The sequence below is a fragment of the Longicatena sp. genome (assembly GCF_982403165.1).
Window position 1 is genome coordinate 1 of record NZ_CEVYEL010000015.1, and the last position, 26,282, is coordinate 26,282.

Genomic DNA, 26,282 nt, shown 5'->3' on the forward strand with positions numbered 1-26,282 from the left:
GTATTCAGTACGTTTTAATTATTTGTACTGTCTACTTTTGAGAATCGTATCAGTCCATGCCGCTTTTTCTGTGGTAAGATGTTTGATGATGAAGTAAAGGAGTAAGCTATGAAGAAAATAAAAGCCTTATTTTTTGATGTAGATGGTACCTTGTATACCCATCGTGTACATGATTTTCCCCAATCTACACAATATACCCTACATAAGTTAAAAGAAAATGGTTATAAGGTTGGTTTTGCGACCAGCCGATGCCGTTTTGAAACAAGCAATCTGCCCCGCTTTTTCCGTGAATTTGCCTTTGATGCCTGTATTTATGATGGTGGTGCTTTGGTCATGGAAGGAAATGAAGTATTTGAAGAAAGTCCTATGCAAACGGATGAAATTCAGAAATTATTAGACTATACAAAGAAAGAAAAAATAGCAGTACGCTATTCTACTTTCGCTGATGATTGCATCGCTCATTACGGTGATGCTCGCATCCTTGATGAATTTTTTAAACTATATTTAAATATGCCAATAGAAAAGCCCTATGAAAATGAAAAGGTGTATAATATGCTAGCCTATCCGAGTGAACAACGGCAGGCAGAAGAAATAAAGCAGTTATTACAAGAAAGCTTTATTGTGGAACATTCACGTCATACCTTAGAAATTACTGCCCGTGATATAGATAAAAGTAAAGGAATTGCCCATTTATGTGAGAAATGGAACGTTGCCATGCAGGATATCATATGCTTTGGCGATGGGGCTAATGATGTCAATATGTTAAAGGCAGCCGGTGTTGGTGTTGCCATGGGCAATGCAAATCCTAAAGCATTGACGGCTGCGGATGTGGTGTGTGGCCATATTGATGAGGATGGTTTATATCATTTCTGTAAAGAACATAATCTTATCTAAGCGATATCATATTCGTGATATAATAAACATATAGAAAAAAGGAGATGTACGCATGAAACTGGAAAATGAACGTTATGAAGTAACCTTTGTGGAAAAAGGAGGAGAAATTTACAGCTTTACGGATAAACAAACTGGCTTGCAGTATATGTGGCAAGGTGATAATGATAACTGGGGAGGCAAAAATCCTTCACTGTTTCCAATTATCGGAAACACATATACAAAGGATTATCAGATTGATGGGAAGACGTATGCAATGAAAAATCACGGTCTTATTCGTTATGCAACCTTACATTGTAAAAAAGACGATGGTAAGGAAGTTATCATGGAACTTGACAGCAGCGAAGAAACCTTAGCACAGTATCCATTCCCATTCCATTATGAAATTGCTTATACATTAGAAGACAATAAATTAACGATTACTTATCATATTACAAATACCGGAGAAAATGAAATGCCATTTACCTTTGGCTTACATCCGGGATTTAACTGCCCTTTATGTGAAGGTGAGAAATTTGAGGAATACACTTTATCTTTCACGAACGAAGAGCATATGCAACAGTTGGTATTTGATCCTGATAAAAAACATCCATATGAATTAAAGGATGTTGTGATCAAAGACATGCCATGCAGCTATGAAGAAATCGAAAACTTTGCGACCTTAATTTATAAAGACGCTAGAAGTGCCTATCTGACCTTAAAAGGGCCTAAGGGTCATGGGGCTACTATCAGCATTGCCGGTTATCCATATGTCGCTATTTGGACAGCAAAAAAAGGTGCTCCATTTATTTGCTTAGAGCCATGGTATGGACATGCGGACTTTAGTGAGGTCAAAGAAGATTTCTACCATCGTGAAGGCACGATGCTGTTAAGCCCAGGCAAAACATTTACCACAGCTTATACGATTGAGGTGTTCTAGTGCATTTTCAGATGGAACGCGGGCGTATTTATCTGATGCAAGAGGGCAAACTGTTGGCAGAGCTGACCTATACAGATGAAGGAGATTATTATAATGTTGATCATACCTTTGTTGATGAGTGTCTGCGTGGACAGGGCGTTGCCGCACAACTGATGGCAGCTTATCAAAGTCTATTAGAAAAGGAACAACGCAAAAGTACAGCGACGTGCTCTTATGCTCTTAAATGGGCGGAAAAACATAAGGAATATGCTACGTACTGGATGTAGTAAAAAGGCAAATTTTGCCTTTTTATAATGCAATAGAAATTGCTATCTGAGAAAATCATTCTTTTGTCTTTCTACATTGAAAAGGCTTTAACAAAGCGTTATAATAAGGGTGTGTGTAATATGCAAGGAGGAGAAATTTAATGAAAGTAATTAAAGTTAAGAATTACGATGAAGTGAGTGCAGAAGCATTCAAGGTGATGAAAGAAGTAGTAGCAAATAAACCCGAAGCTGTTTTAGGCTTAGCTACGGGAAGCAGTCCAATCGGTCTGTACGAAAATATGATCAAGGATCATAAAGAAAATGGTACCAGCTATGCAAAATGTCAGTCATTCAATCTGGATGAATATGTAGGTATTGACCGTAACCATTCCCAAAGCTATTGGACATTTATGCATGAAAATCTGTTCCATGGCATTGATCTTCCAGAAGATAAGATTCATGTTCCTTATGGAAATACAAAAGCAGATTGTGAAGGCTATGAAAAAGCAATGGAAAATGTCAGTGTTGATATTCAGGTATTAGGTATCGGTGGAAATGGACATATCGGTTTCAATGAACCAGGTACACCATTTACTGAAGAAACGCACATTGTTGACTTAACAGAAAAAACACGTTCTGATAATGCTCGCTTCTTCGAAAATGATATTAATAAAGTTCCTACACAGGCAATTACCATGGGTATTGCTACTATCATGAAAGCTAAGAAGATTCTGTTGGTTGCCTCTGGCGCAAATAAAGCAGATGCCGTTGCCGCAATGGTAAATGGACCAGTAGATCCAGCATGTCCAGCATCTGTATTACAAAATCATCCGGATGTTGTCGTTATCGTTGATGAAGAGGCTGCAGCTAAATTATAAGATACATGGGGGTTCTTGATGAAGAACCTCTTTTCTTTTTCTATCTGTTAAACATTTACTTTTTTTATGTTTGGTCTATAATGGAGAATGAAAGTGAGTGAGGATATGGCAATAAAATTGATAGCGTTAGATTTAGATGGTACCTTGTTGACAAGTAAAAAAACCATCGATGAGGAAACGAAGAAACGCTTACTAGAAGTGCAAAAAATGGGAATCAGTATTGCGATAGCGACAGGACGTGATAAAGGTGGAATTGACTTTGTAAGTAAACCTTTGCATTTGGAAGAAGGGAAAAATTTCGTTGCTGGTGTGAATGGGCAGATCATTTATGATTTTGCAAAAAAGGAATATTATGTAGATGGCGTTTTTGGGGCAGAAGATGCGAAAAACGTTATGCGTTTGGGAAAGAAATACGATTTTGAAGTTATTAGTTGTTGTGGCTATGATAACTATGATTTCATCAGCAAAAAGTTAAAAGCAAAGAAAAAAATCCGCAGCTTACTGTTTGGTGCACCAATGGATTATGGTTTTAATCAAGGCAAACGACGCTTTTTACCTATTCAGGATTGTGAATATGAAATCACACAGGATATAAATAAATTCGTTTTGATTCAAACTGCCGCATATTTTAAAAAGCATTTGAACAGTATTCGCCGCGAATTAAGTGATTATGACATACTCGAAGTCGGACCGGCATGGATCGAGATTATGCCAAAGGGTGTCAGTAAGGGAAGTGCTTTATTGAAAATCGGTAAAGAAAATCATATCTCGCCAGATGAAATGATGGCCTTTGGCGATGCCGAAAATGATCTGACCATGTTTCAAAGTGTCCGTTATGGAATCGCGATGGGGAACGCGATGGAATCGTTAAAACGTTATGCATATGATGTTACGGATACCAATGATCAGATGGGAATCGCGAAAGCATTGGATAAATATATTTTTTATCCTGCAAGGGCTAAAAAATAGTCTGGTAGATCATAAAATAAGGTCCTATTAGAGGACCTTATTTTATGATATCGGCTGTTTGAGCGTGAATAAGTGCTATCAGTTTTCTTGGTTCCATGGCAATCTGATAACCAATCTTGCCACCGCTAAACATGATCGTGGAAAAAGCTAAACAACTTTCATGCAGGAAGGTTCGATAGCTTTTTTTCATTCCAATAGGAGAACAACCTCCGCGGATATAACCGGTTATTTTATTTATATCCTTTACATGAATCATTTCGACAGCTTTAACATTTGCTGCCTTTGCGCACTTTTTCAAATCTAATTCCTGTGCCACCGGAATCACAAAGACAAGATATTCTTTGGTATTGGCAATGGTCACTAGCGTTTTAAACACCTGATCGGGATTTTGTTGAAGTAACTCAGCAACATGTGTACCACCGATAGCTTCTTTGCCATGGGCATAAGTAAATACTTCATAAGGTATCTGTTCTTTATCTAACAAACGCATGGCGTTGGTCTTCTGCAATTTCATTGATATCCCTCCATTGCCAGTAGTATAACACTTTTTTGCAAATGAGAAAAGTAATGAAATTCATCGTAAAATGTGTATAATGAACATAGATGCATCTTATGCTGGGAGGGTGTTTATGACAATAAAACTAATCGCAATGGACATGGATGGCACTTTATTACGCAGTGATAATACCATTTCGCAAAATACCAAAAATATATTATTAGAAGCACAGAAAAAGGGAATCATCTTAGCTTTGGCAAGCGGGCGCAGTTATGCTAAATTATTACCGTATGCACAACAGCTACAGATGCAGAAATATGGCGGCTATTTGATTGAGGTTAATGGTATGGCGGTGTATGATCTGGCACATGCGAAGCGTCATGTGGATGGTCGGATGCCAAAAGAAAACGCTCAAGAAGTATTTACCTATTTCTCAAAATGGAAAGTAGAAATCATAGGAAATATGGATGAGGGAATGTATGATTATAATCCACCGGCTTTATTGGAAGAAAAGAAAGCGTATCGCAAATTGCATTCTTTGCCAAATGATTTTCCATGGACCGGAGGAGCATTTGAATTTATGATGGATAATCGTCAAGGTTATCCGGATTTACGCTATATTCATACAAAAGAAGAGATTATTGAAGATGTAAATAAAATATCCGTAACTTATTGGCCATATGTCATGAAAGAAGTCGCTAAACGGGCGAAAGAGGATTTAAAGGACCGTTATTGGATCGGTTTAACAAGTGATAAATGGTTAGAAGTGATGATGCCAAACGTGACAAAAGCATATGGATTAAAGAAATTAGAAATGCTTACCGGTATCAAACTGGATGAGATGATGGCGATTGGTGATGGGGAAAATGATATAGAAATGCTGCAGATGGCTGGGCTTGGTATTGCCATGGGAAATGCGATGGAGAATGTAAAGAGAATTGCGGATGATGTGACGGCTACCAATATGCAAGATGGAATCGTGGCCGCAATTCATAAGCATTTGGGCATTTAAATGCATGAAATAAAAAAAACATGCTATACTGTAAACAGTTGGAGGTAATGACTATGAAAATTATAAACAAATCTGAATTCGATTCGGTAATTGCACAAGGTGTTGTCTTAGTTGATTTCTTTGCGACGTGGTGCGGTCCTTGTAAGATGCTGTCTCCGGTATTAGAAGAAGTCGCAAAGGAAGTAGAAGAAAAACTGGATATTGTAAAGGTAGATGTCGATCAGGATGGTGAATTGGCAATGCGTTTTGGCATCATGTCAGTTCCTACTATGATTATTTTTAAAGATGGACAGCCAATGACACAGCTACAGGGCTTTATGCCAAAAGCACAGTTAATGAATGAACTCAAGAAAGTTATCTAAAAGAACATCGTTACTATAAATAGAAACGTATTCTTGTATGATCTGTTGTTTAACATGGATCTTACAGGAATTCTTTTTTTGCCTATGTGTTTCTGCGCTTACAGATTAAGCTAAACGACAAAATTTACATGGTGATGGAAATGGAATGATATTATTTTCATGTTATATGAAAGAAAATGTCATATGTTTGAAAATATTTGTTGACAATTACTTTTCTTCCGTGTACAGTGAAACACAAGATAGAAAGAGGGTTTGGGACATGGGTACGATCATCAATGTAATAGCTGTTGTTATCGGTGGCGGTATCGGATTATTTGTGAAAGGCGGTTTGCCTTCCCGTATGCGCGATTTGTTGATGCAAGCTCTTGGGCTTTGTACAATGTTTATAGGGATTAGCGGTGCTATCAGTGGCATGATGAAGGTAGAAGGGGCAACGCTTATCTCCGGTGGAACTATGCTGTTAATTTTTTCTTTAGGCATTGGGGCATTATTGGGAGAAGCATTACGACTAGAAGATCGTATGGAGGCATTGGCAGAATATCTGAAGAAGCTAACTAAATCCAGTGATAGCCGCTTTGTGGAGGGTTTTGTCAGTAACAGTCTGATTATTTGTGTGGGGGCTATGGCAGTCGTTGGGGCATTACAGGATGGTTTGCTTCATGATCCTACTATGTTGATCACAAAAGCTATTTTGGATGGCGTTATCTCCATGGTATTTGCTTCTGCATTAGGAATCGGTGTAATATTTGCGGCCTTGCCATTACTCATATATCAAGGAGGTATTACCTTACTGGCATCCTTCATGGCGCCTATTTTTTCTGATGCTTTGACTCAAAACTTATCTTATGTTGGATCGGTATTGATCTTTGGTGTCGGTATTAATTTGTTTTTTGGCAAACAGATACGTATCGGCAATCTATTGCCTGCGTTATTGGTGCCGATATTATATGAGCTGATGCAGCTTATTTTCTAAATTATATCTATACAAAGAAAAGAAGTACCTGAGGGATGGTACTTCTTTTCTTAACTCAAACTCAATTTTGAAAGGGAGAAAGTATGAATAACTTTGAGGGGAAATTTAGTCATACTTCTAACAGGAACTCCTTCCTGTCAACTATAGTATAATAAAAGGATGTCAGACAAGTTTCGTTGAATCATGTAAAAATATGTGAGAAATTTTCTGGAAAAAAAGAGATAGGTATTCTTTCTTTTATTAAATCATAAACAAAAAGGCGTTGTACCTTTTTCCTTTAATTTATGGAAAAGAGTAGTGTGATTTGTCATTTGGAAAACTGGTCACATTTATAGGTAAGGTAAACCCTTTTGCACACACCTAGTATACTAAAAAGCCATCATATCCATAAGTTATAAATTTGTGATGAAAGAATTTGGTTAAAACAAAAATCTATAATCTGCTCATCCTAATACTTTATGAAGTTTATAAAAAGCATATGCCTTAAAAAAATAGAACATCCAACAAAAAAGACGTTACTTGGGGAAACGTCTTTTTTGCTTGATAAATTATAGTATATTAAATGGAAAGGGAGAAAGTATGAATTTTTGAGGGAATCATCATACTTACCGCAGGAGGTCATATCCCTTCCTGCTGACTATAGTATACAAAAAAGATGTGAGATAAGTATGTAAGGAGTATGGAAAATTATGTGTAAATCGCATTGTTTTTCTTTGAATTATGGGAAACTGAAAAGAAGGATCGCTTATTAGCAACGGAAAGCCATGTTTTGATCGGCCTTCCATCGTTTGATTTTAGGTCTACTTTTAAGGGTACATCATAGCAACTGCGGTTTTTTCTATTCGTACTATGGAAATAGGAAGGTATGAAGAATCTTATGTGATGTTCTGCTGGCTCTGCAGATAACATTTTTTATCTGTAGCGATGAGGCTTTGGCTAGATAGACATCTCTTGCATAGGATAAAGAAAAGAAACGCGAACTTAGGGGGAAGCTCTCGTTTCTTTTCTTTAAATTATTATGTTTTTGAAAGGGAGAAAGTATGAAATTTTGAGGGGAAAATATGTCATACTTAGCAGGAGGTTAGTTCCTTCCTGCTGACTATAGTATAGTAAAAAGTCATCAGATAAGTATGTTGAATCTGTGGTAAATTATGTGGAATCCAACCATGGTTATGTGATATCATGTTACCATGATGGGGAGGTGTAAAAAATGATAAGTTTTTTGAATTTAGATAAAGAAAAGATACTTACGGCGGCGAAACAGCAATTCCCTCATGCCTATATTGAGCAGGATGATGTTGATTTTTATCTTCCGGATATTGAAAAAGGTGAAATGCAGATCATGTCTGTAACATATCCGGTTTATGTTAGTACGCATTATGCATATGAAGATAAGATGGTAAACGGCAATAAAACGCGTTATAAAATACCTTTATCAATCATCTATACAAAGCAGGATGCCTATGAAATTATTTATGACAGCCGTGATATTTGTTATGTTGCTTATGAACAAGAGAATGCCATACAATTTGTATTATATGAAGATTTTTATGATTTCATAAAGGACCAAATTACGATTTGTGAAAAAAAATGAAGCGTCTGACATAATTCGACAAATCTTTCTATTCGCTATATTGTATACTAACGATGGCAGTGAGAACTGCTACTATGCGTAAATAATCCCCGAAGACTATCCCTATTTACGTATTGATCATTCTATCCCCTATAGTGAAGAAGACCCTGTTTGTCAGGGTCTTCTTTATGTGGTGTGCCAGGTATGGGACATACTAGGTGGTGTGAGAGCTTGGAAACTCAATTGTTTCCTCCTACTCAATTAGATATTGATAAAAGGGAAGGACTTGCATAGATATCAAAAGGTTAATCAACGAAACATCCTAATCCGTCATAAACCAGTTGTAATATTGCGTCAATTCAGATACATCAATATCAAGTTCTTTTAAGAAAGCGTAAAAATCATCATGCAATTTTTTGCCGTGTTCTTCATCCTTTTGATCACAGATGGATGGATTTTTTTGTTGCTTGCCACCTTCAATATCATACATGCATACCTGCTGTTTATGATTAACGATGGACATGGCAGAATCATTGGTTACATCAATGGTATATTGATTTTTTGATAACGTATCCATATACGTAATGCTGGACAATTTACCTTTTTCATTCGTTAACGTTATTTTTGTATTGAGTTTTATAATTACCATACCGATAATTTTATCTTCCGAGCCTTTATAGCCTGTTACTTCATATCCTGCATTTTCTAAACGGAAATCGATTTCTTCCATGGAAGGACTATCGTTGGAAGAACAGCCGGCCATAGCGAAACACAGTAGCCATACAGCCAGTAATTTTCGTAATTTCATCTGATTATCTGGTATATCTGAATAATGACGCATCTAAGCAGTCATTCTTACAATATACGCTTCCTTTCTATCAACCTTTTTAACCGTGGTTGATGACGGTTATTGGTATATATATAATGTAATTGGGGATGAGTATGCGTATCATCTGCGGTTTTAACGCTTTCATGTAAACTTACTCCTCTTTAACTATAGCACATCTTTGTATTTCAGGAAAGAGGTTACATTTTGATACATATGGGAGATATGCGAATAGTTAGGTCTTTTTTGGGTAGTATGTAAAAGAAATGAATTGACGGTGTGAAACAACATGTGATAAACTTAGTGAGTTATCGCGTCAAGTGAAAGCTATCGCGAATGATAGAAAGAAGGTAACAATGACAACATTTAATGAATTACCAATCAGCAGCGAAATTATGAAGGCTGTTGAGGAAATGGGATACGAAAATGCAACCGACATTCAGGCACAATCCATTCCATGCATTCTGGAAGGAAAAGATGTGCTGGGTCGTTCTAATACAGGAACAGGTAAAACAGCCGCATTTGGTATTCCAGCAATCGAAAAAGTTATTCCTGGAAATAAGTTTCCAAATGCACTGATCATCTGTCCAACCAGAGAATTAGTGACGCAAGTCGCAACTGAACTGCGCAAGTTTTCCAAGTATAAGGAAGGTGTAAAAATTGTTCCGATTTATGGTGGTCAGCCCATTGATCGCCAGATTCAGCTGTTAAAACGCGGCTGTGGTATCGTGGTAGGTACACCAGGAAGAATTATGGATCATCTAAATCGCCGTACCTTGAAATTGCAGGATGTCAACATGATCATTCTGGATGAGGCAGATGAAATGCTGAACATGGGATTTAAGGAAGATATTGAAGAGATTCTTTCTATGATGCCGGCGGATAATGAGCATCAGACAATTTTATTCTCAGCTACATGGCCACAAGCGATTTTAAAAATCACCGAACAGTTTCAAAAAGATCCTGTACGTGTAGAAATTAAATCTTCTCAACGTACGATAGATACTGTGGAACAGATTTATTATGAAGCACCACGAGGCAAAAAAGCGAATGCCTTGCGGGTTCTTTTAAATCATTATGATCCTGATCTGTGTATGATCTTCTGTAATACCAAAAAGATGGTAGATGAATTATGCGAAGAATTAAATAAGCATGATATTAAAGCGACTTCCTTGCATGGAGATATGAAACAAGAATTCCGTAGCCGTGTAATGGAACAATTCCGTAATGGGACAAGTCCTATCTTGATTGCGACAGATGTTGCCGCAAGAGGTATTGATGTAGACGATATTGATCTGGTTGTAAACTTTGATATTCCTCAGGATATGGAATATTACATACACCGGGTAGGGCGTACGGGTCGTGCCGGTAAAAAAGGACTTGCTATCACATTAATCAGTGGGGGAAAACAGCGCGGTGCTATCAAAGATGTCATCCGCTATACAAAAACAAATATCACTCGTCATGCCCTGCCAACCAGTGCTCAAATGATGGAAGCGAATCGTAATGCTTTTATTGCCAAAGTTAAAGAAGCTTGCGATGAAGGAATCACGGAAGAAAGTATAGAAATTGCCAATGCTTTGATGGCAGATGGCATTGCCCTTGAAAATATCATCAGTGCTTTGATTTCTATGAACTATAAGAATGAGGTCATTGATATTGAGGAAGAAGAAAATGTAAAACGTTATGCATCAGATTTTGATGCCATCACATTGAAATTCTCCGTAGGTCGCACCCATGGCATTCAACCTGGTAACATCGTGGCGGCAATTATTGAAGAATGTGGCATGAGTCCGAAAGCGATTGGACGTATTGATGTTCGACCAAATTTCTCTTTGGTTGATATTGCAGCAGATAAAGTAGACATTGTGTTGAATAACATGCAGCGTACGACCATTCGTAAACAGGAAGTCATGGTTGAAATTGACAGTGCGCCAAAACGCAAGACGAATCGCCGTGATGGGGCAAAAAATAACACTCGTGATGCATCTAGACGAAACAATCGTCATGCTGGGGATGGTTCCACACGAAGAGGAGCAAAACGTCCTGGAAATCATGATAAGAGTGTTCGCAAAAGTGCAAAAAGGAAAGCAAAGTAAAGAAAGATTGTTAGAGGCATAGTGCCTCTTTTTTTTATATAAGTAGTGTTCCTTCAATTTTCCATTGTTTTTACGGTTATCGTTAGTACATGTAAAGAAATAACATGAAAAGGGCTTGTTTCTGTAAAGATATTGAAAATATTATAAAAAAGGAGAACGTATCGCCTAGGTTCTCCGAAGTCATTTTTCTTATCAAGTTATCTTGTTTCTATAGAATCGTCGTTAGCATTCGGGTGTTGGGATTTTGTAATAATTGTGCGATGTGGATAAGGAAAATCAATCCCCTCAGCATCAAAGCGATGCTTGATGGCAATTCTTAAATCAGATAGTAAAGCAAAGCCTTCCGCATTTGACGTAGAATAAACCGTTGTTCGCAAAGTAATACTGGAATCGTTAAAGCGTATCAGACGGACGATGACGGGTTCTACACCAGCTGTAACTTCATCTTGGCTGCGATGATCCAAAAAATTAGGGTGTGCCATAACTTCTTCCTTGATGATGCGCATAGCTTTATCCATATCACTTTCATAACTAATATCCAATTCTAAAAAGTTTCCTTTGGTATTGTCATTTAAACTAACGTTTTCCAATACCGCTTTATTCATAACACTGTTTGGTATGATCACCTTGGTGTTTTCATATGTTTGAATGACGGTATCCCGTAAGGAAATATCAACGACATAGCCTTCATATTCCCCTTGATTGACCTTAACCAAATCCCCGATCTTGAATGGTTTAAACGTTGTGATCAAAAGACCATTTACAAAATTCCCCATAGCCTCTTGTGCCGCGAAACCAATCACAACCGCAATGATGCCGGCAGATCCCCATACTTTGCCCAGTACGCTTTCAAATGGTGTTAATAGGGATAAACAGCCATAAATAGCAATGGTATATAACGTGATTTTCACTAAGCGCATAACAAATCTGGTATTTACTTTAACATGGCGCTTAATAGAACGATTGATAAGACGTTTTAACAGATAAGCGCATACTAGAAAACATAACATGATCATTAGGGTATCTAAGAATCCATATTTAAACACAGAGCCTTTGCCCCATTGATTGATTTCATGAAAAATGTCCATGTGACGCCACCTTTCTATAACAAGATTATCTTATGTCAGATTGTATGCTTTGTCAAAGAAAAAGAAGTGGATCATAAGAGAAAAACGTCAAAAGCTTGCAGTGAAGAGGCAATGTCAGAAGAATATGGAAATGTAGAGGATGATTGTCGAAAATATCTAAGTAAATAAGTGGAATTGTGTGATATTATTGATATAAATAAATTTTCAGATATAATAAATTTTAGATAAGAAGGTGTCTGAAGATGAACGTTAGAAGTAAGATATTAAAAATCCGAAATCTTCCCACAGATGGAGAATTGATTGACCATATCAACGCAAAACCTTATCTGTTTATCTTGGTTTGTATTGCGATAGGCTTAGCATTGATGTTTACGCGTCTATATCTGATTGGTATCGTTATTACGTTCATGTTTTTATATTATCTGCTGTTTGTGAAAGATGTGACGTTGATTGAGTTTTATGATAAATATGCCATCTTTTATTTAAATAATGGCAAGGATGAATGTTTCTTGCTGTTTTGGGAAGATGTTGAAAAATGGAGTATTAGCAGCAGTCGCAATGATCTGGATGTACTCAATATCGTATTGCGTAATCAGGAAAGCATTGCTTTAAAATGTTTGGGAAGAAAAAAGGTGGCACGTTACTTTGTTACGTATGTGTCCACTCCCTGTGAAAAAGCCATAGGAAAGCAGCATGCATTGTAATGTTGCTTTTTTCTTTACGGACGATATGATATAATACACTGTGTTTGAGAGGAAGATGGACATGGATACTTATCATGAAATCAAGATGCAGGTGAAAACGCAGTTAAAAGGGCATTTCCTATTTCTATATGGATGGCTGCTGTTTGTTTCCTTACTAATAGCACTCATCCAAAATGTTGGCGGTTTTTTGGGTAATGGGTTAGGAGCAACCTTGCTTTCTTTGGCATTATCGCTGCTTTGTGTAGTGGTCAATAATACGATGCTCTTTCTGTTTATTCAAAGGGTCAGAAGTTTACGTTTCCGCAAACAGGATATCCGCTATTCTTTTTCTAAGGCCGGTGAACAGATTGTCATTGGTTTATGCTTAAGCTTGTTGCAACTGTTTTTGCAGATAGCTGTCAGTGTATGTGCCTTTTTACCAATCTTATACATGCTGGTATCTGCGTTTCTCAGCCTGTTTTTCGTCTATTGGTATGCCTGCATTGCCTGGCTGATCTATGATCAGGATACACACATTAAAGATTTATTCATAAAACCATTGCACATTATGAAAGTACAGGCATCCGCCTTATTTTGGGCAGGTGGTTTCTATGTGCTGTGGAATATCCTATCGCAAATTGGTTTAAGCATGGTATTAAAGCCATTTATTAAGGAGAGCGATTCCTTAGAACAGGCTTTGTTAACACTTGTTCAGCAAGGGGCAGATCATATGGAAACGATCTGGCTGTTATTAGCATTTTGTATTGTGTATTTCTTAGTACAATATGTAATACTTGTCGTGCTGTATACCTTTTTAGCAAATGTATATGAAATGAGCAGAGAACGCTCGTAATAAATCTGATAGAGAAAAATGAGGTAAGGATATGAAAGCATGGAAAGAATTTATGGAATTTACAAATCTTAAAGGACAAGTAAAGAATTTTGTCATGCTCTTAATGCTGACTAGCTTTTTGTATTGTTCCGTATATACAATTTTGGCGAATTTCATGTATTGGAATGGAAATACCCTATTATTTTATGGGATTTTATATGTGTTAGTCATTGTTTCTGCTTATGTGTACATGCTGGTATTGTATCAGTTTCTAAAGAAAAAGCGAGATGATGATTTGCGTGTGGATATGAAAGCTTGTCGCATACCGCTGATTATGACCCAAAGTGTGTTTTTTCTATTGATGGCTGGGGGCAGTTTTGTATCCTACTTACTTATGGAAAATCAAGATCTGGCGTTTTTACAATATCTATTGACACCAATCTTGCTGCTACTGCTTATGCTTTATATTCCCTGGCAAGTATTTGCTATTTTGGAAATACTAAATGGTAAGAAGCATCCCTTGCGCATATTGAAAGATGCCTTGCTGATTATTTTACGACATTATCAATCCGTCTTTTACTCATTGCTTGCTTTGGGAGCAATCGCTGCCATATATTATAGCTGTATGGATGCGATGTTTGAGATTTCTATTTCATTGGTTCCGGCAACGGCCGTTATTGATATCATGACACGAGCAAATCCTTTTTTACAACTGTTTACGTTAATGGCAAGTGTCCTGGATAATGTGAATATTGCGATACCGGCAATACTTTCTCTACTTTATGGCATAATCATGTGCATTGCTTTAAGTTTTTATTATATGGTCTTAATTTGTATTTTTGATGATGATATTCATGTATAAGCTTGTGACATGTTGAAATAGGAACATACTATAAGGTAAAGGATGATGAATGGATGAATGAAGTATCTATACCGATCGTTATTACACTTCAATTAGACGATACGTATGTGACCTTGCGGATACATTTCTTACGCAAGGATGATCAGCCTTATTTGCTTATTCAAGTAGAACCGCTTTGGAATTAGCGGTTTTTTTAAATGATGATGTGGAATTTGCCTATCTTTTCGAACGGTACATAGAACAATTTCTGGGCGGGCTCATATACTAGAATGTATAAGGATTGGATTGCTTATATACGATAGGAGGATGAAGATGAGCAAACGCTTAAAGGAAGTCTTGGCAAACAGGCTGCACATTAGCTTTCTTGAAACGATAGAAAATGATCCCTGTGATTTTGTAGGAACCATGCGGATTACAGTAAGAGAGCAGCAGGAAGATGGAACGCCATGGCTGCATGAAACGACGCGTCATGTCAAACTTTGCGATTCACAGGACGTATGCCGTGAATATGATATTCCCATTGATGCGCAAAGCGGTACGGGCAGTGTCGTAGTGGAATATGTGGAAGGAGTACAGTTGGCTTTAGTACAGGTGGATGAAAATGGCCAACAGATGTTACATGAAGACGAATATGCCATCACCTATAAACTAGATGGTGAAGAAAGTGAAATGGATTATATCAATTTTGTTTTTGACGAGAGATCAAGCGAAACAAGAGAAGTTGAAATTATCAATCGTCGCATTCCTTTAACATCATTGCATATTGAAAAAGTAGTGCTGGATCGTGATGGCTGCCGTATGCCAATAGATCCGCAATGGGAATTTCCAATACGTATCGTGGATATGCGAGGATGTGAACAATGCTTCACTTTGAATGTGGAAAACCAATTTCACATCGTCATTGAGCAACTGCGTGTGGGAAATCGTTATACAATTGAAGAAATGCCACAGCGAGGCTTTTCTGTCAGTTATAGCTTTAACGATGTGGCGAATGTCGATAATGTCTTTGAAATGACACAGGGTGAAAATCATTTGCAAATCATCAATGCCCAAAGTGATACGACCAGCATAACCATTGAGAAATACATTCGCAGCACTTGCGGTGAATTATGCCGGCCAAATCGTTTTGAAGAATTTCAGGTCCGTATTATCGCCTGGAATCAAGATCGCATCATTCGTTTAAATGAGCGAAATAATTTCTGTGTCACCTTATTCGATATGGAACCGGGCTATTATGATATTACGGAAATCAGCGATAATGCCAGCTATGAGGTCAGTTATATCGTCAATGGGCGAAAAGAAACAAATTATGCCAATTTAGAATTAAACAGCTGTGAGGAAGCATCGGTGCTGATTATTAATACCGATCCTGACAATACCTGTAATCCACAACAAGAAAGTCCTCTTCGCATCTGTAAGTTTATTCGTCGCTGTGATGGTTGTATCACACAGCCGGATAAGAAGGACTCTTTCAAGGTCATGTTGTGTGGTTGTGGTCGTAATGATACCTTCTTATTAAATGCCAATAATAATTTTTGTGTCGATGTGGCAGATCTTTGTGAAGGCTGTTACGAGGTCGTAGAATGTTCAGATAAAGATTATATGACGACCTATCGTGTGAACGATGGACCAGAGCGTACCAGTGCCATTGTTGATATCATGTGTGGAGGCTGTAACAGTGTTGCGATTATCAATGAAGAACGCAATCGGGGCAGTGTGAGTATTTGTAAATATGTCCGTAATGCCAATGGTGATTTGGTAAAGCCTCAAAAAGATGAGTGCTTTCAAGTCTCACTGAGCTCTTATTTCTGTAAACGTGATTTTGAATTAAATGTTGATAATGACTGGTGCATGAGCTTTTGTGATCTGCGTTTTGGAGGCTATGAAGTCAGAGAATGCAGTGATTCAGAGTATCAGGTACAATATCAGGTCAATGGAGGGAAAGAATGCAGCAGTGCGCGTTTTGTGATTGATGATTGTTGCGACAACGAGGTAAAAATCATCAATTCTGTGCGTACTTGCAGCAGCGGTATTTTAAAAATTTGTAAATATGAAGAAACCAACAGTCAAGAGCTGGTAAAACCAAGTCAAGATGAAGAATTTTGTGTGGAAGTCAGCGGTCCTTGTTTCTGTGAAAACTATACCCTGCGCTCTTCCAATAACTGGTGTATTTTATTAGAAGGCTTACAGCCGGGAGAATATCAGATACGTGAATGTGATTGTGAGAATTATGATGTCAGTTATCTGGTGAATCGTGAAGTGATGGAGGAAGCCTTTGTTTATCTGGGAACCTGTAATCAGGAAGTTTTGATTATCAATCATCGTAAACACAGCGGACGTTTAAAACTATATACCCTTATTCGGGATTGTGATAAAACGACACGTCTTCCACAGCCCAAAGAGGCATTTGATGTTCTTGTGGAAGGTGTTGACACCTGTGTGCATACGACCTTAAAAGCCAGCAATGGTTGGTGTGTATTATTGGATGATCTGGCTGAAGGAGTATATCGTATCATTCAAAAGGATACGATGGGGTATCATGTCAGCTATGTCATCAATGGTGAAGAATCTAATTTTGCTAAGGTGACATTGGGATTAAATGATATTTCGATTGGTATCATTAATCAAGTTAGAGATTGCAGTGGAATGCTAACCGTTACTAAATATGTACAGCAAGAGGATGGAAGTCTTGTCATGCCTTGTCCTCAAGATAGTTTCACATTTGAATTAAAGGGCAGAGGTTTTACACACACGTACCACCTGAATGAACGCAACGATTTCTGTGTATATTTTGATGATTTAGAAGAGGGACAGTATAGCATTCGCGAGTTATGTGAGGATTATGATGTCACCTATCGCATAAACGGGAAACCGGTAGCCTCAGCTGATGTTACCTTAGGTATGGAAGATATCGATGTAGATATCATCAATACACCACGTATGCATGGTATGGTATGTATTGAAAAGCGTTTGCGCTGTGCTGATCGTATCATTATGCCAGATCCTGACAGCTGTTATCGTATCTTATTAAAAGGTAAAAACTGTCATGAGATTTATGAATTGCATCACGATAATGACTTCTGTGTCTGTCTTACCAATCTGGCAAAGCAGCATTATGAAATTAGTGAACTAGAGCATGAATGCAAACTGTTTGATATCAACGGTAGTTTACAAGATACCGGTTATTTCTTATATGATGGAGAAGAAAAGCATATCACGCTGATAAATGAAGAAGATTTCATTGGCTGTATGGAAATCAACAAGCAAGTAGAAGATGAAGATGGCACACTGCGCCGCCCACAACGCTGGGAACGTTTTGATGTCATTGTGGAAAGTGAAGAGTATAAACGTAAAATCGTCTTATCGCATGAGAATGATTTCTGTATGCGTCTGTATGATTTGCCAAAAGGTCATTATGAAGTTCGTGAAGCAAATGCGGATCATGTCAGCTATATTGTCAATGAATTGCCATGTGAAAGTGCTGTTGTTGATCTTGATGAACAGGATGTTTGTGTTACGATTATCAATCATGCAATAAAGAAGGGCTGTATTGAATTTCAAGGCTGCATAGATGAGGATGGTACCTTATTGATGCCAAAGCCAAAGGATGAGATAGCTGTCACAGTTACAAGCAAACAGGAAGAATATACGTTAACCTTACAAGATGAAAATGAATTTTGTGATTGCTTGTGTGATCTGAAACCACAGGCATATACGGTAAGTGTTCAAGGAAATTACAAGGTGCGTTTTGAAATCGAAGGTCAGGTATTTGAAGATGTGGTATGTATTGAATTAAATGGAGAACATGTTTGTGTCAATGTTGTGGTATCTTCCAATAAAAAAGCGGATATCACCATCCAAAAGCATATCCAGGATGCAGATGGAAGTTTGCAGATGCCTAAGCCAGAGGAGCAGTTTCAGATTACACTGCTGCATAATGGGCGCAAGCAGATGTTTGAACTAAATGCAAAAAATCATTGGACGAAGGTGCTGCAACAGCAGGAAAGCGGGGTTTATGAAATCATCGAGGTGCATGGCGGAACTGATGTTGTCTATCAAATCGATGATGGGGAAGTAAGTAAGCGCGGTTATTTTGAAGTGGGGAAAGACGATGTTACGGTGCATGTAATTAACCGTCAACCAAGCAGAGTGAAATTGCATTTAGAGGCTGTGGTGAAAAATTGTACGCAGGATATCGTATCTCCAAATGCGTCTGATGTCTTTTATATGGATGTGATCAGTCAAGAGAAGAAAAAAACATTCGTTTTAAATCAGGCAAATCATTGGTGTCAAAGTGTGGAAGTCGATCGTGGTGCATATCGTATCATGCAGCAGACAAATGAAGCGTTTGATGAACATTATTATCTGGTAGATGGCGTGCAGCAGCCAAGTGTGGACATTGTGCTGAAACAAAAGGATATGCGTATCACTAGTGTGAATGTAGCCAATTGTGCAAAAGGCACACTGGAAATCAGCAAGGTCATCCGTGATGAAAATTGTGGCTGTTTCAAACGTCCGGATACCGATATGGAATATGAAGTGGAAGTAAGTGGACCAAATGCTTTCCGTGAGGTGCTGACACTATCTGCCGATAATAAATGGCGTGTGCATTTACAGGATCTGGCATGGGGCATGTATCAAGTAAAAGAGTTGGGTGCACAGGATACGCGCTATATTGTCAATGGCGAAATGGAAAGTGAAAAGGCGCAGCTGCAGATTGCAAATACGATGAATACGGTGAAGATCATCAATGAGACAACGCACCATCAGGGAAGTATTGAAATATGTAAACTGCTTAAGGATGAAGAAGGTTGTTATCGTTATCCGGATGTTGATGCTATGTATTGGATCATGATCAAAGGAGAAACGCATAGTAGCAGGGTATTATTAAATCATGCCAATCATTTTTATGCCAGTGTGCGGAATTTAGAGGATGGCTGGTATGAGGTAAGTGAGGAAAGTGGTCGTGATGTCTTATATGTAGTAAACAATGCCACCCCAAGCAAACGGGCCATGGTGCATGTACAGGGCAATGCCAACACCGTCAATGTTATTAATCCTTATCAGACACAGTTGGGACGTATTGACATTTCGAAATATATCATGAGTGGTGATTTATTGATTCGTCCAACGAGTGGATCTTTTGAAGTCATGGTAAGGGGCAATGGAGAAGAAAAAACCTTTACCTTGACGAGTGAAAATGATTTTAGAGCAAGTGTAAAGAATCTGCGTCCTGGTACGTATGAGGTGATAGAGCTGCATGGTGAACGCGTTTCATATATCATCAATCGCACACAACATTTGGATGAGGCAATTATCAAGGTAGCAGGCAATCAGACAAGTGTGCAAGTGGTGAACCATGAAAGAGAACATGGCAGTATCACACTTGCTAAATATGTACGTGAGCATGGGGAACTCATACGACCAACCAAAGGGGAATATGTCTTCCATATCTCAAAACCAAATTTCAATCAGCTGGTCACACTGAATGAAGAAAATGGCTGGATGGCTACTTTGGAGCATTTAGAAGACGGACAATATGTCATTGCGGAAACAACAACTAGCGATAAGGTCAGCTTTATCGTCAATGGCGGCAGTGAATGTGATTATGGCATCGTTGAAGTAGCGGGAAATAGTAATACCGTACAAATCATCAATACGCGAAAACAGCCTGGCGGCAGTATTTTGATGGAGAAATTTATTCGTCGAAATCATGCTCTTGTAAAACCATCCAATGATTTCCAGATTACCATGCATGTATCCAAACCAGGCTTTAATCAGAACTTTATCTTAAATAAAGAGAATAACTGGATGATTCGTTTAGATCATCTGGAAAATGGTATTTATGTGATTGATGAAGTTGATGCACAGGATGATGTGAGTTTCATCATCAATGGCGGCAGCGAAGTTGCCAGAGCTGTGGTAACGGTTCGCAATAATGTCAATACGGTAAATATCATTGATGCACAACCAAAGGAAACCGGCAGTATCCGTATCGAAAAATATGTCCGCAATCTGACAAGTGGAGAATTAGAATTACCTCCTGCCTCCTTCAGCATTCGTGTTCATGTATCAAAACCGGGTTATAATGAGGTGTTTACTTTAAATGCCGCCAATCGTTTTGCGATTACGCTTAGCAATCTGATGGATGGCACATATGTGATTGATGAGGTCGACACAAATGATGAAGTCAGCTTTATCGTCAATGGCGGCAGTGAGGTACGTCATGGCATCGTCAGGGTGCAAGGCAACCGTAATCTGGTTTTGATGATCAATACAAGCAATACGAGTACACTTGGATCATTGACAATTAATAAAGTAGTGCGCAATGCCCAAGGTCAATTGGTCGTCCCAAATGATCATGAACGTTTTGATGTGGATATCATCAGTGATGTATATGAACGTCGCTTTATATTAGATAAGGATAATAATTGGCAGATTCATGTGAATGACTTGCCAAGGGGAAGATATCAGGTCATTGAGCAACTGGCAAAAAATTATCAGGTTTCTTATATTGTAGATAATGAAGAAGAAAGCGAGCAGGCTGCGTTTGATGTTGATGGCACGATGCATACGGTAAAGATTCTCAATACTCGCGCTTCCATCTTATCGACGTTAGAAATTACAAAATTTATCCGTCAGGCAAATGGTACGCTGGTACGTCCAGCCGATGGGGATGAATATGTGGTTGAGGTATCCAATGCTTCCTTCCAGCAGCAACTTCTTTTGAATGGGGGCAATGCGTTCACGTATACACTACGGGATTTAAGTGAAGGAATTTATAATATTCGCGAAATTGATCAGGATGCTTATCGGGTGACCTATCGTGTCAATGGCGGAACGGAAACCGATAGTGCAGCGGTTACCATTACTCCGGGGAAACGCCATATCGTAGAAGTCATTAATGAGCGAACCATCAATCAAAATACAATTGAAGTATTTAAATATATGTTGGATAATGAGGATAACTATCTACCACCGGCTAGCGGACAGGTTTTCCGCTTTGAAATCATCGGTGAAAATATTCGTGACAGCTATGAGTTAAACGAAGCAAATTCTTGGCATCGTTCCTTGACGCAATATCCAAGCGGCATGTATGAAATTCGTGAGATTGGTTCTCCATATCCTGTGCAATATTTGGTGAATTCCGCTGAATTATTAGATGAAGCACGTTTTGAGGCAACCGCCCAGCGTACCAATATCATCGGTATCATCAATCGTCTGCCTAACGTACAAAATGGAACGATGACCTTAACCAAACGCCTGCGTCAAAAAGATGGTTCTTTGGTCTTACCAACCACGCAAAGCTTCATTATCCGAGTCAGTGGAAATGACTTTGAGCGCATGGTGACTTTGGATAAGGAAAATGGCTTCAGTGAGCGATTGGAAAATCTGGCATATCAAAGCTATACGATCGAAGAAATGTCCAGTCCTTATGCCGTCAGCTATATCATTGATGATGGAAAGGAAACAAGTACAGCCAGCGTGGATATCAATAGTGATGCGACACGCACGATCACCATTATTAATACCCGTAATGATTTATTTTACGATGTTGGCAGCGAGTTAGATGATCTGACCATCGTTATTCAATAAATGAAATAAATAAGGGAATGGAAAAGAATTAAATGATGAAAAAAACAAGCAAACAGGTGGAGAAAGCCTTGCGAATCAGAATGTTTTGAAAGAGAAAAAGAGCAGAGGGGAAGGCTTTTATAAGAACTGATGCATGAGAAATGAAGCATATGAAAAACGAGGATCCATAAGGTTTTTCACATGCCTAAATAACAATATCGGTAAAGGAAAAGAGGATGAAAACGCCTCTTTTCTTTCATTTGTAAATCATTTATTTACAATTTGTGAAAAAATAAGCAACAAACTTTTCAAAGTTGGAAATTTTTGAGTAAGAATAGTTAGAAACTCATAAAAATACAAGAAAATACCTAGTAAAATCACAAATTTAGTTTTATAATATGGGAGTATAAAGTTATGCAAGGAGGAAAACAAATGACTAAGAAATTTATGTCAATGGACGGTAATACAGCTGCGGCTCATTGCGCCTATGCGTTTACCGAACTATCTGCGATTTACCCAATCACTCCATCTTCACCAATGGCTGAAGTTGTGGATCAGTGGGCTACTCAAGGTCGCAAGAATATTTTTGACAGCGTAGTAAAAGTTGCTGAATTACAGTCTGAAGGTGGAGCTGCTGGTGCTGTACACGGTGCATTGCAGGCAGGTACACTGGCTACGACATTTACAGCTTCTCAGGGTCTGTTGCTGATGATTCCTAACATCTATAAGATGGTTGGTGAATGTCTGCCAGGCGTTATCCACGTTGCTGCACGTGCATTAGCTACAAGAGCATTGAACATCTTCGGTGATCACGAAGACGTATATGCATGCCGTCAGACAGGTGCTTGTATGTTGGCAAGCCACTCTGTACAGGAAGCAATGGATCTGGCTGGTGTTGCTCACTTGTCAGCAATCAAAGGTTCTGTACCATTCCTGCACTTCTTTGATGGATTCCGTACATCTCATGAAATTCAGAAAATTGAAGTAATGGATACTGAAGTATTCAAAGACCTGATCGATCAGGAAGCTTTGGCTAAATTCCGTAAAAATGCTTTGAACCCACACACGAACCCAGTTACCCGTGGTGGTGCTGAAAACGACGACATTTTCTTCCAGGGTGTCGAAGCTAGAAATAAACACTTTGAAGCAATCCCTGATATCGTTGCTGATTACATGAAGAAAATCAGCGAGATCACAGGACGTGAATATGCGCCATTTACTTACTATGGTGCTGAAGATGCAGAACGTATCATCGTTGCGATGGGTTCTGTAACAGAAGCTGCAAAAGAAACCATTGATGCATTAGTTGCACAGGGTGAAAAAGTTGGTATGATCAAGGTTCACTTGTATCGTCCATTCTCTGTAAAATACTTAACTGCTGTATTGCCTAAGACAGTGAAGAAAATTGCTGTATTAGACCGTACAAAAGAAACTGGTGCTACTGGTGAACCTCTGTACTTAGATGTACTTGCTGCATTAAAAGATACAGATATCGAAATCATCGGTGGACGTTATGGTATGGGATCTAAGGATACGCAGGCATACCACATTAAGGGCGTATTTGATCACTTGAAAGAAGAAAAAATGATCAATGGCTTCACTGTTGGTATCAATGATGATGTAACGCATTTGAGCTTGCCTTGGGATGAAAACTTCCATATCCCTGCAGACTACACTAGCTGCCTGTTCTGGGGATTAGGTTCTGATGGTACCGTTTCTGCAAACAAATCTACGGTTAAGATCATTGGTGATAACACAGATATGTATGCACAGGCTTACTTTGCATATGACTCTAAAAAAGCCGGTGGTGTAACACGTTCTCACTTGCGTTTTGGACATTCTCCAATTCACTCAACATATTACATCAGCAACGCTGACTTCATTTCTTGTTCATTAGACGCTTACATGTTCAAATATGACATGGTCAAAGATATTAAAGAAGGCGGTACTTTCTTGCTGAATACAACATTCTCTAAGGAAGAAATCGTTGCGCATATGCCAAATCGTATGAAAGCACAGTTGGCTAAGAAACATGCGAAATTCTACATCATCAACGCAACGAAGATTGCTCAGGAAATCGGTATGGGACGTAGAACAAATACCATTCTGCAGTCTGCATTCTTCGCATTGAATGAGCAGATCATGCCATTAGAAACGGCTGTTGATCTGATGAAAGCAGCTGCTAAGAAATCTTACTCTAAGAAGGGTGATGCTGTTGTTCAGCTGAACTACAAGGCTATCGATGCTGGTAAAGACGGCTTGGTTGAAATCGCTGTTGACCCTACTTGGGCTGATCTGCCTTACAACTCAGATCGTAAACTGACTGGTGATGAATACTTCGATAACCATGTCGCAGTTATCAACGGTTTGGAAGGATACGATATGCCAGTATCTGCATTTGCAGGAGACTTCTTACTGGATGGTTCTATCCGTAATAATGTAGCATTTAATGAAAAACGTACAATTGCTGTTCAGGTTCCTACTTGGCATCCAGAAAACTGTATCCAGTGTGGTATCTGTAGCTTCGTATGTCCTCATGCAACGATTCGTCCATTCTTATTGACAGATGAAGAAGTTGCTAACGCTCCAATGGAATTCAAGACAATCCAGGCAATGGGTAAAGGTGTTGAAAACTTGAAATACCGTATCCAGGTAACTCCTGCTAACTGTGTAGGATGTGGATTGTGTGCTGTTGAATGTCCAGGTAAGGGCGGTAACAAGGCTCTGGAAATGGTTGATATCAATGAAAAACTTGATCAGGAACCATTGGCAGATTACCTGTTCAAACAAACAGAATACAAAACAGAATACTTCCCAACAGATACAGTGAAGGGTTCTCAGTTCTTGATGCCTTACTTTGAAGTAAGTGGATCTTGTCCTGGATGTGGAGAAACTCCATACTACAAACTGGTTTCTCAGTTATTCGGTAAAGACATGTTGGTTGCAAACGCTACTGGATGTTCAATGATCTACTGTTCTTCAACTCCATCTACTCCATTTGTAAATGATGCAAACGGTGAAGGTGTTGCTTGGGCGAACTCTCTGTTCGAAGACAATGCAGAATTCGGTTATGGTATGGCATTATCTCAGAACTACAAAGAAGCTCGTATCTTGAAAGCTATGGAAGACAACATGGAAAATGTTGAACCAGCTCTGAAAGATGCATTTGCTAAGTATCTGGAAGTTCACGGTGATCGTGAAGCGGAAAGAGCAATTGCTCCAACGATTAAAGAATTGGCTGCTAAATCTGACATTCCAGCTGTAAAAGAATTGGCTGAAGTTGACTTAGTAAGCAAATCTATCTGGATCGTCGGTGGTGACGGATGGGCTTATGACATCGGTTACGGTGGATTAGACCATGTATTGGCAAACGATTTGAACGTAAACGTTTTGGTATTAGATACTGAAGTTTACTCTAACACAGGTGGTCAGTCTTCTAAATCTAGTCAGGCAGCTTCTATCGCGAAGTTTGCAGCTGGTGGTAAGACAACAGCTAAGAAAGATTTAGGACAGATTGCTATGGCATATGGTCATGTATATGTAGCTGCTATCTCTATGGGTGCAAATAAGGCACAGACACTGAAAGCAATCAAAGAGGCAGAAAGCTATGATGGACCATCTCTGATCTTGGCTTACTCTCCTTGTGCTGAACACGGTATCAAGGGCGGTTTAGCTAACCACCAGAGAACACAGGCGAAAGCTGTAGAATGTGGTTACTTCGATCTGTATCGTTATGACCCAAGAAAAGAACAGCCTTTGACAATCGACTCTAAAGAGCCTGATTACGATAAGATGTTAGACTTCATGATGACGGAAACACGCTACTCTCAGCTGCCTAAGCTGAAAGGCGAAACAGCATACGAAATGTTTGAAAAGACAAAGAAAGATGCTATGAAACGTCATAAGAGATTACTGGCTATCGCTAAAGAAGCAATGTAAGAAACTTGTAAAGCTGGCACAAACGTGTCAGCTTTTTTCATCTGCTGCTATGCGATAGGC

20 protein-coding genes are annotated in these 26,282 nt (G+C 38.7%); 17 read left to right on the forward strand and 3 right to left on the reverse strand.

The window, feature by feature from the left end; translation table 11 throughout:
- Positions 1 to 108: 108 nt before the first annotated feature.
- From AC1VS3_RS04920 to AC1VS3_RS04940, 5 genes are all read left to right on the forward strand, one after another.
- A complete protein-coding gene (locus tag AC1VS3_RS04920) occupies positions 109 to 894 on the forward strand; it encodes an HAD family hydrolase (RefSeq protein WP_008687302.1) in 786 nt (261 codons plus the stop codon).
- Between the two features lie 52 nt (positions 895 to 946).
- Positions 947 to 1,810: an aldose 1-epimerase family protein gene (locus AC1VS3_RS04925; protein WP_008687303.1), complete on the forward strand. Its 864-nt coding sequence runs from the start codon at positions 947 to 949 to the stop codon at positions 1,808 to 1,810.
- 11 nt (positions 1,811 to 1,821) lie between these two features.
- Entirely contained in the window at positions 1,822 to 2,076 is a 255-nt protein-coding gene (locus AC1VS3_RS04930; protein WP_230326892.1) for a GNAT family N-acetyltransferase, read from the forward strand.
- A 140-nt stretch (positions 2,077 to 2,216) separates the two neighbouring features.
- Positions 2,217 to 2,933: a glucosamine-6-phosphate deaminase gene (gene nagB, locus AC1VS3_RS04935; RefSeq protein WP_008687305.1), complete on the forward strand. Its 717-nt coding sequence runs from the start codon at positions 2,217 to 2,219 to the stop codon at positions 2,931 to 2,933.
- Positions 2,934 to 3,038: 105 nt separating this feature from the next.
- Positions 3,039 to 3,902, forward strand: a complete 864-nt coding sequence (locus tag AC1VS3_RS04940) for a Cof-type HAD-IIB family hydrolase (RefSeq protein ID WP_008687306.1) — start codon at positions 3,039 to 3,041, stop codon at positions 3,900 to 3,902.
- 37 nt (positions 3,903 to 3,939) lie between these two features.
- Here AC1VS3_RS04940 and ybaK read toward each other — a convergent pair whose 3' ends face one another.
- Entirely contained in the window at positions 3,940 to 4,416 is a 477-nt protein-coding gene (gene ybaK, locus AC1VS3_RS04945) for a Cys-tRNA(Pro) deacylase (RefSeq protein ID WP_008687307.1), read from the reverse strand.
- Positions 4,417 to 4,531: 115 nt separating this feature from the next.
- Here ybaK and AC1VS3_RS04950 point away from each other — a divergent pair, with 115 nt between their 5' ends.
- The 4 genes from AC1VS3_RS04950 (at position 4,532) to AC1VS3_RS04965 (ending at position 8,339) form a co-directional block, all read left to right on the forward strand.
- Entirely contained in the window at positions 4,532 to 5,410 is an 879-nt protein-coding gene (locus AC1VS3_RS04950) for a Cof-type HAD-IIB family hydrolase (RefSeq protein WP_008687308.1), read from the forward strand.
- A gap of 53 nt (positions 5,411 to 5,463) precedes the next feature.
- The gene (gene trxA, locus AC1VS3_RS04955) at positions 5,464 to 5,772 is read left to right on the forward strand and encodes a thioredoxin (RefSeq protein WP_008687309.1); all 309 of its coding nucleotides are present in this window, start codon (positions 5,464 to 5,466) and stop codon (positions 5,770 to 5,772) included.
- A 259-nt stretch (positions 5,773 to 6,031) separates the two neighbouring features.
- Complete coding sequence (locus AC1VS3_RS04960; RefSeq protein WP_008687311.1) at positions 6,032 to 6,745, forward strand: DUF554 domain-containing protein; 714 nt, start codon at positions 6,032 to 6,034, stop codon at positions 6,743 to 6,745.
- Positions 6,746 to 7,955: 1,210 nt separating this feature from the next.
- Entirely contained in the window at positions 7,956 to 8,339 is a 384-nt protein-coding gene (locus tag AC1VS3_RS04965) for a hypothetical protein (RefSeq protein ID WP_008687313.1), read from the forward strand.
- Between the two features lie 301 nt (positions 8,340 to 8,640).
- On the opposite strand, the gene AC1VS3_RS04970 is transcribed toward AC1VS3_RS04965, so the two are convergent.
- Positions 8,641 to 9,126: an SECRET domain-containing protein gene (locus AC1VS3_RS04970; RefSeq protein WP_226896986.1), complete on the reverse strand. Its 486-nt coding sequence runs from the start codon at positions 9,124 to 9,126 to the stop codon at positions 8,641 to 8,643.
- Positions 9,127 to 9,500: 374 nt separating this feature from the next.
- Here AC1VS3_RS04970 and AC1VS3_RS04975 point away from each other — a divergent pair, with 374 nt between their 5' ends.
- Positions 9,501 to 11,243 (forward strand): DEAD/DEAH box helicase, encoded by a 1,743-nt coding sequence (locus AC1VS3_RS04975; RefSeq protein ID WP_008687315.1) that lies wholly within the window; start codon positions 9,501 to 9,503, stop codon positions 11,241 to 11,243.
- 197 nt (positions 11,244 to 11,440) lie between these two features.
- Here AC1VS3_RS04975 and AC1VS3_RS04980 read toward each other — a convergent pair whose 3' ends face one another.
- Complete coding sequence (locus AC1VS3_RS04980; RefSeq protein WP_008687316.1) at positions 11,441 to 12,331, reverse strand: mechanosensitive ion channel family protein; 891 nt, start codon at positions 12,329 to 12,331, stop codon at positions 11,441 to 11,443.
- Between AC1VS3_RS04980 and AC1VS3_RS04985 the strand changes: the two genes are divergently transcribed.
- The 7 genes from AC1VS3_RS04985 to nifJ all read left to right on the forward strand — a co-directional run bounded on the left by AC1VS3_RS04985 (position 12,317) and on the right by nifJ (position 26,222).
- Complete coding sequence (locus AC1VS3_RS04985) at positions 12,317 to 12,499, forward strand: hypothetical protein (RefSeq protein WP_017144702.1); 183 nt, start codon at positions 12,317 to 12,319, stop codon at positions 12,497 to 12,499. The genes AC1VS3_RS04980 and AC1VS3_RS04985 overlap by 15 nt on opposite strands.
- A gap of 74 nt (positions 12,500 to 12,573) precedes the next feature.
- Positions 12,574 to 13,035 carry a hypothetical protein gene (locus AC1VS3_RS04990; RefSeq protein WP_008687317.1) on the forward strand — a complete coding sequence of 154 codons (462 nt, stop codon included), beginning with the start codon at positions 12,574 to 12,576 and terminating at the stop codon, positions 13,033 to 13,035.
- Positions 13,036 to 13,096: 61 nt separating this feature from the next.
- A complete protein-coding gene (locus AC1VS3_RS04995; RefSeq protein WP_008687318.1) occupies positions 13,097 to 13,867 on the forward strand; it encodes a hypothetical protein in 771 nt (256 codons plus the stop codon).
- Positions 13,868 to 13,898: 31 nt separating this feature from the next.
- A complete protein-coding gene (locus AC1VS3_RS05000; protein ID WP_008687319.1) occupies positions 13,899 to 14,708 on the forward strand; it encodes a hypothetical protein in 810 nt (269 codons plus the stop codon).
- A gap of 53 nt (positions 14,709 to 14,761) precedes the next feature.
- Positions 14,762 to 14,893 carry a hypothetical protein gene (locus AC1VS3_RS05005; RefSeq protein WP_008687320.1) on the forward strand — a complete coding sequence of 44 codons (132 nt, stop codon included), beginning with the start codon at positions 14,762 to 14,764 and terminating at the stop codon, positions 14,891 to 14,893.
- 127 nt (positions 14,894 to 15,020) lie between these two features.
- Positions 15,021 to 22,304, forward strand: a complete 7,284-nt coding sequence (locus tag AC1VS3_RS05010; protein WP_008687321.1) for an MSCRAMM family protein — start codon at positions 15,021 to 15,023, stop codon at positions 22,302 to 22,304.
- A 411-nt stretch (positions 22,305 to 22,715) separates the two neighbouring features.
- Positions 22,716 to 26,222 carry a pyruvate:ferredoxin (flavodoxin) oxidoreductase gene (gene nifJ / locus AC1VS3_RS05015; protein WP_481275539.1) on the forward strand — a complete coding sequence of 1,169 codons (3,507 nt, stop codon included), beginning with the start codon at positions 22,716 to 22,718 and terminating at the stop codon, positions 26,220 to 26,222.
- Positions 26,223 to 26,282: the final 60 nt, after the last annotated feature.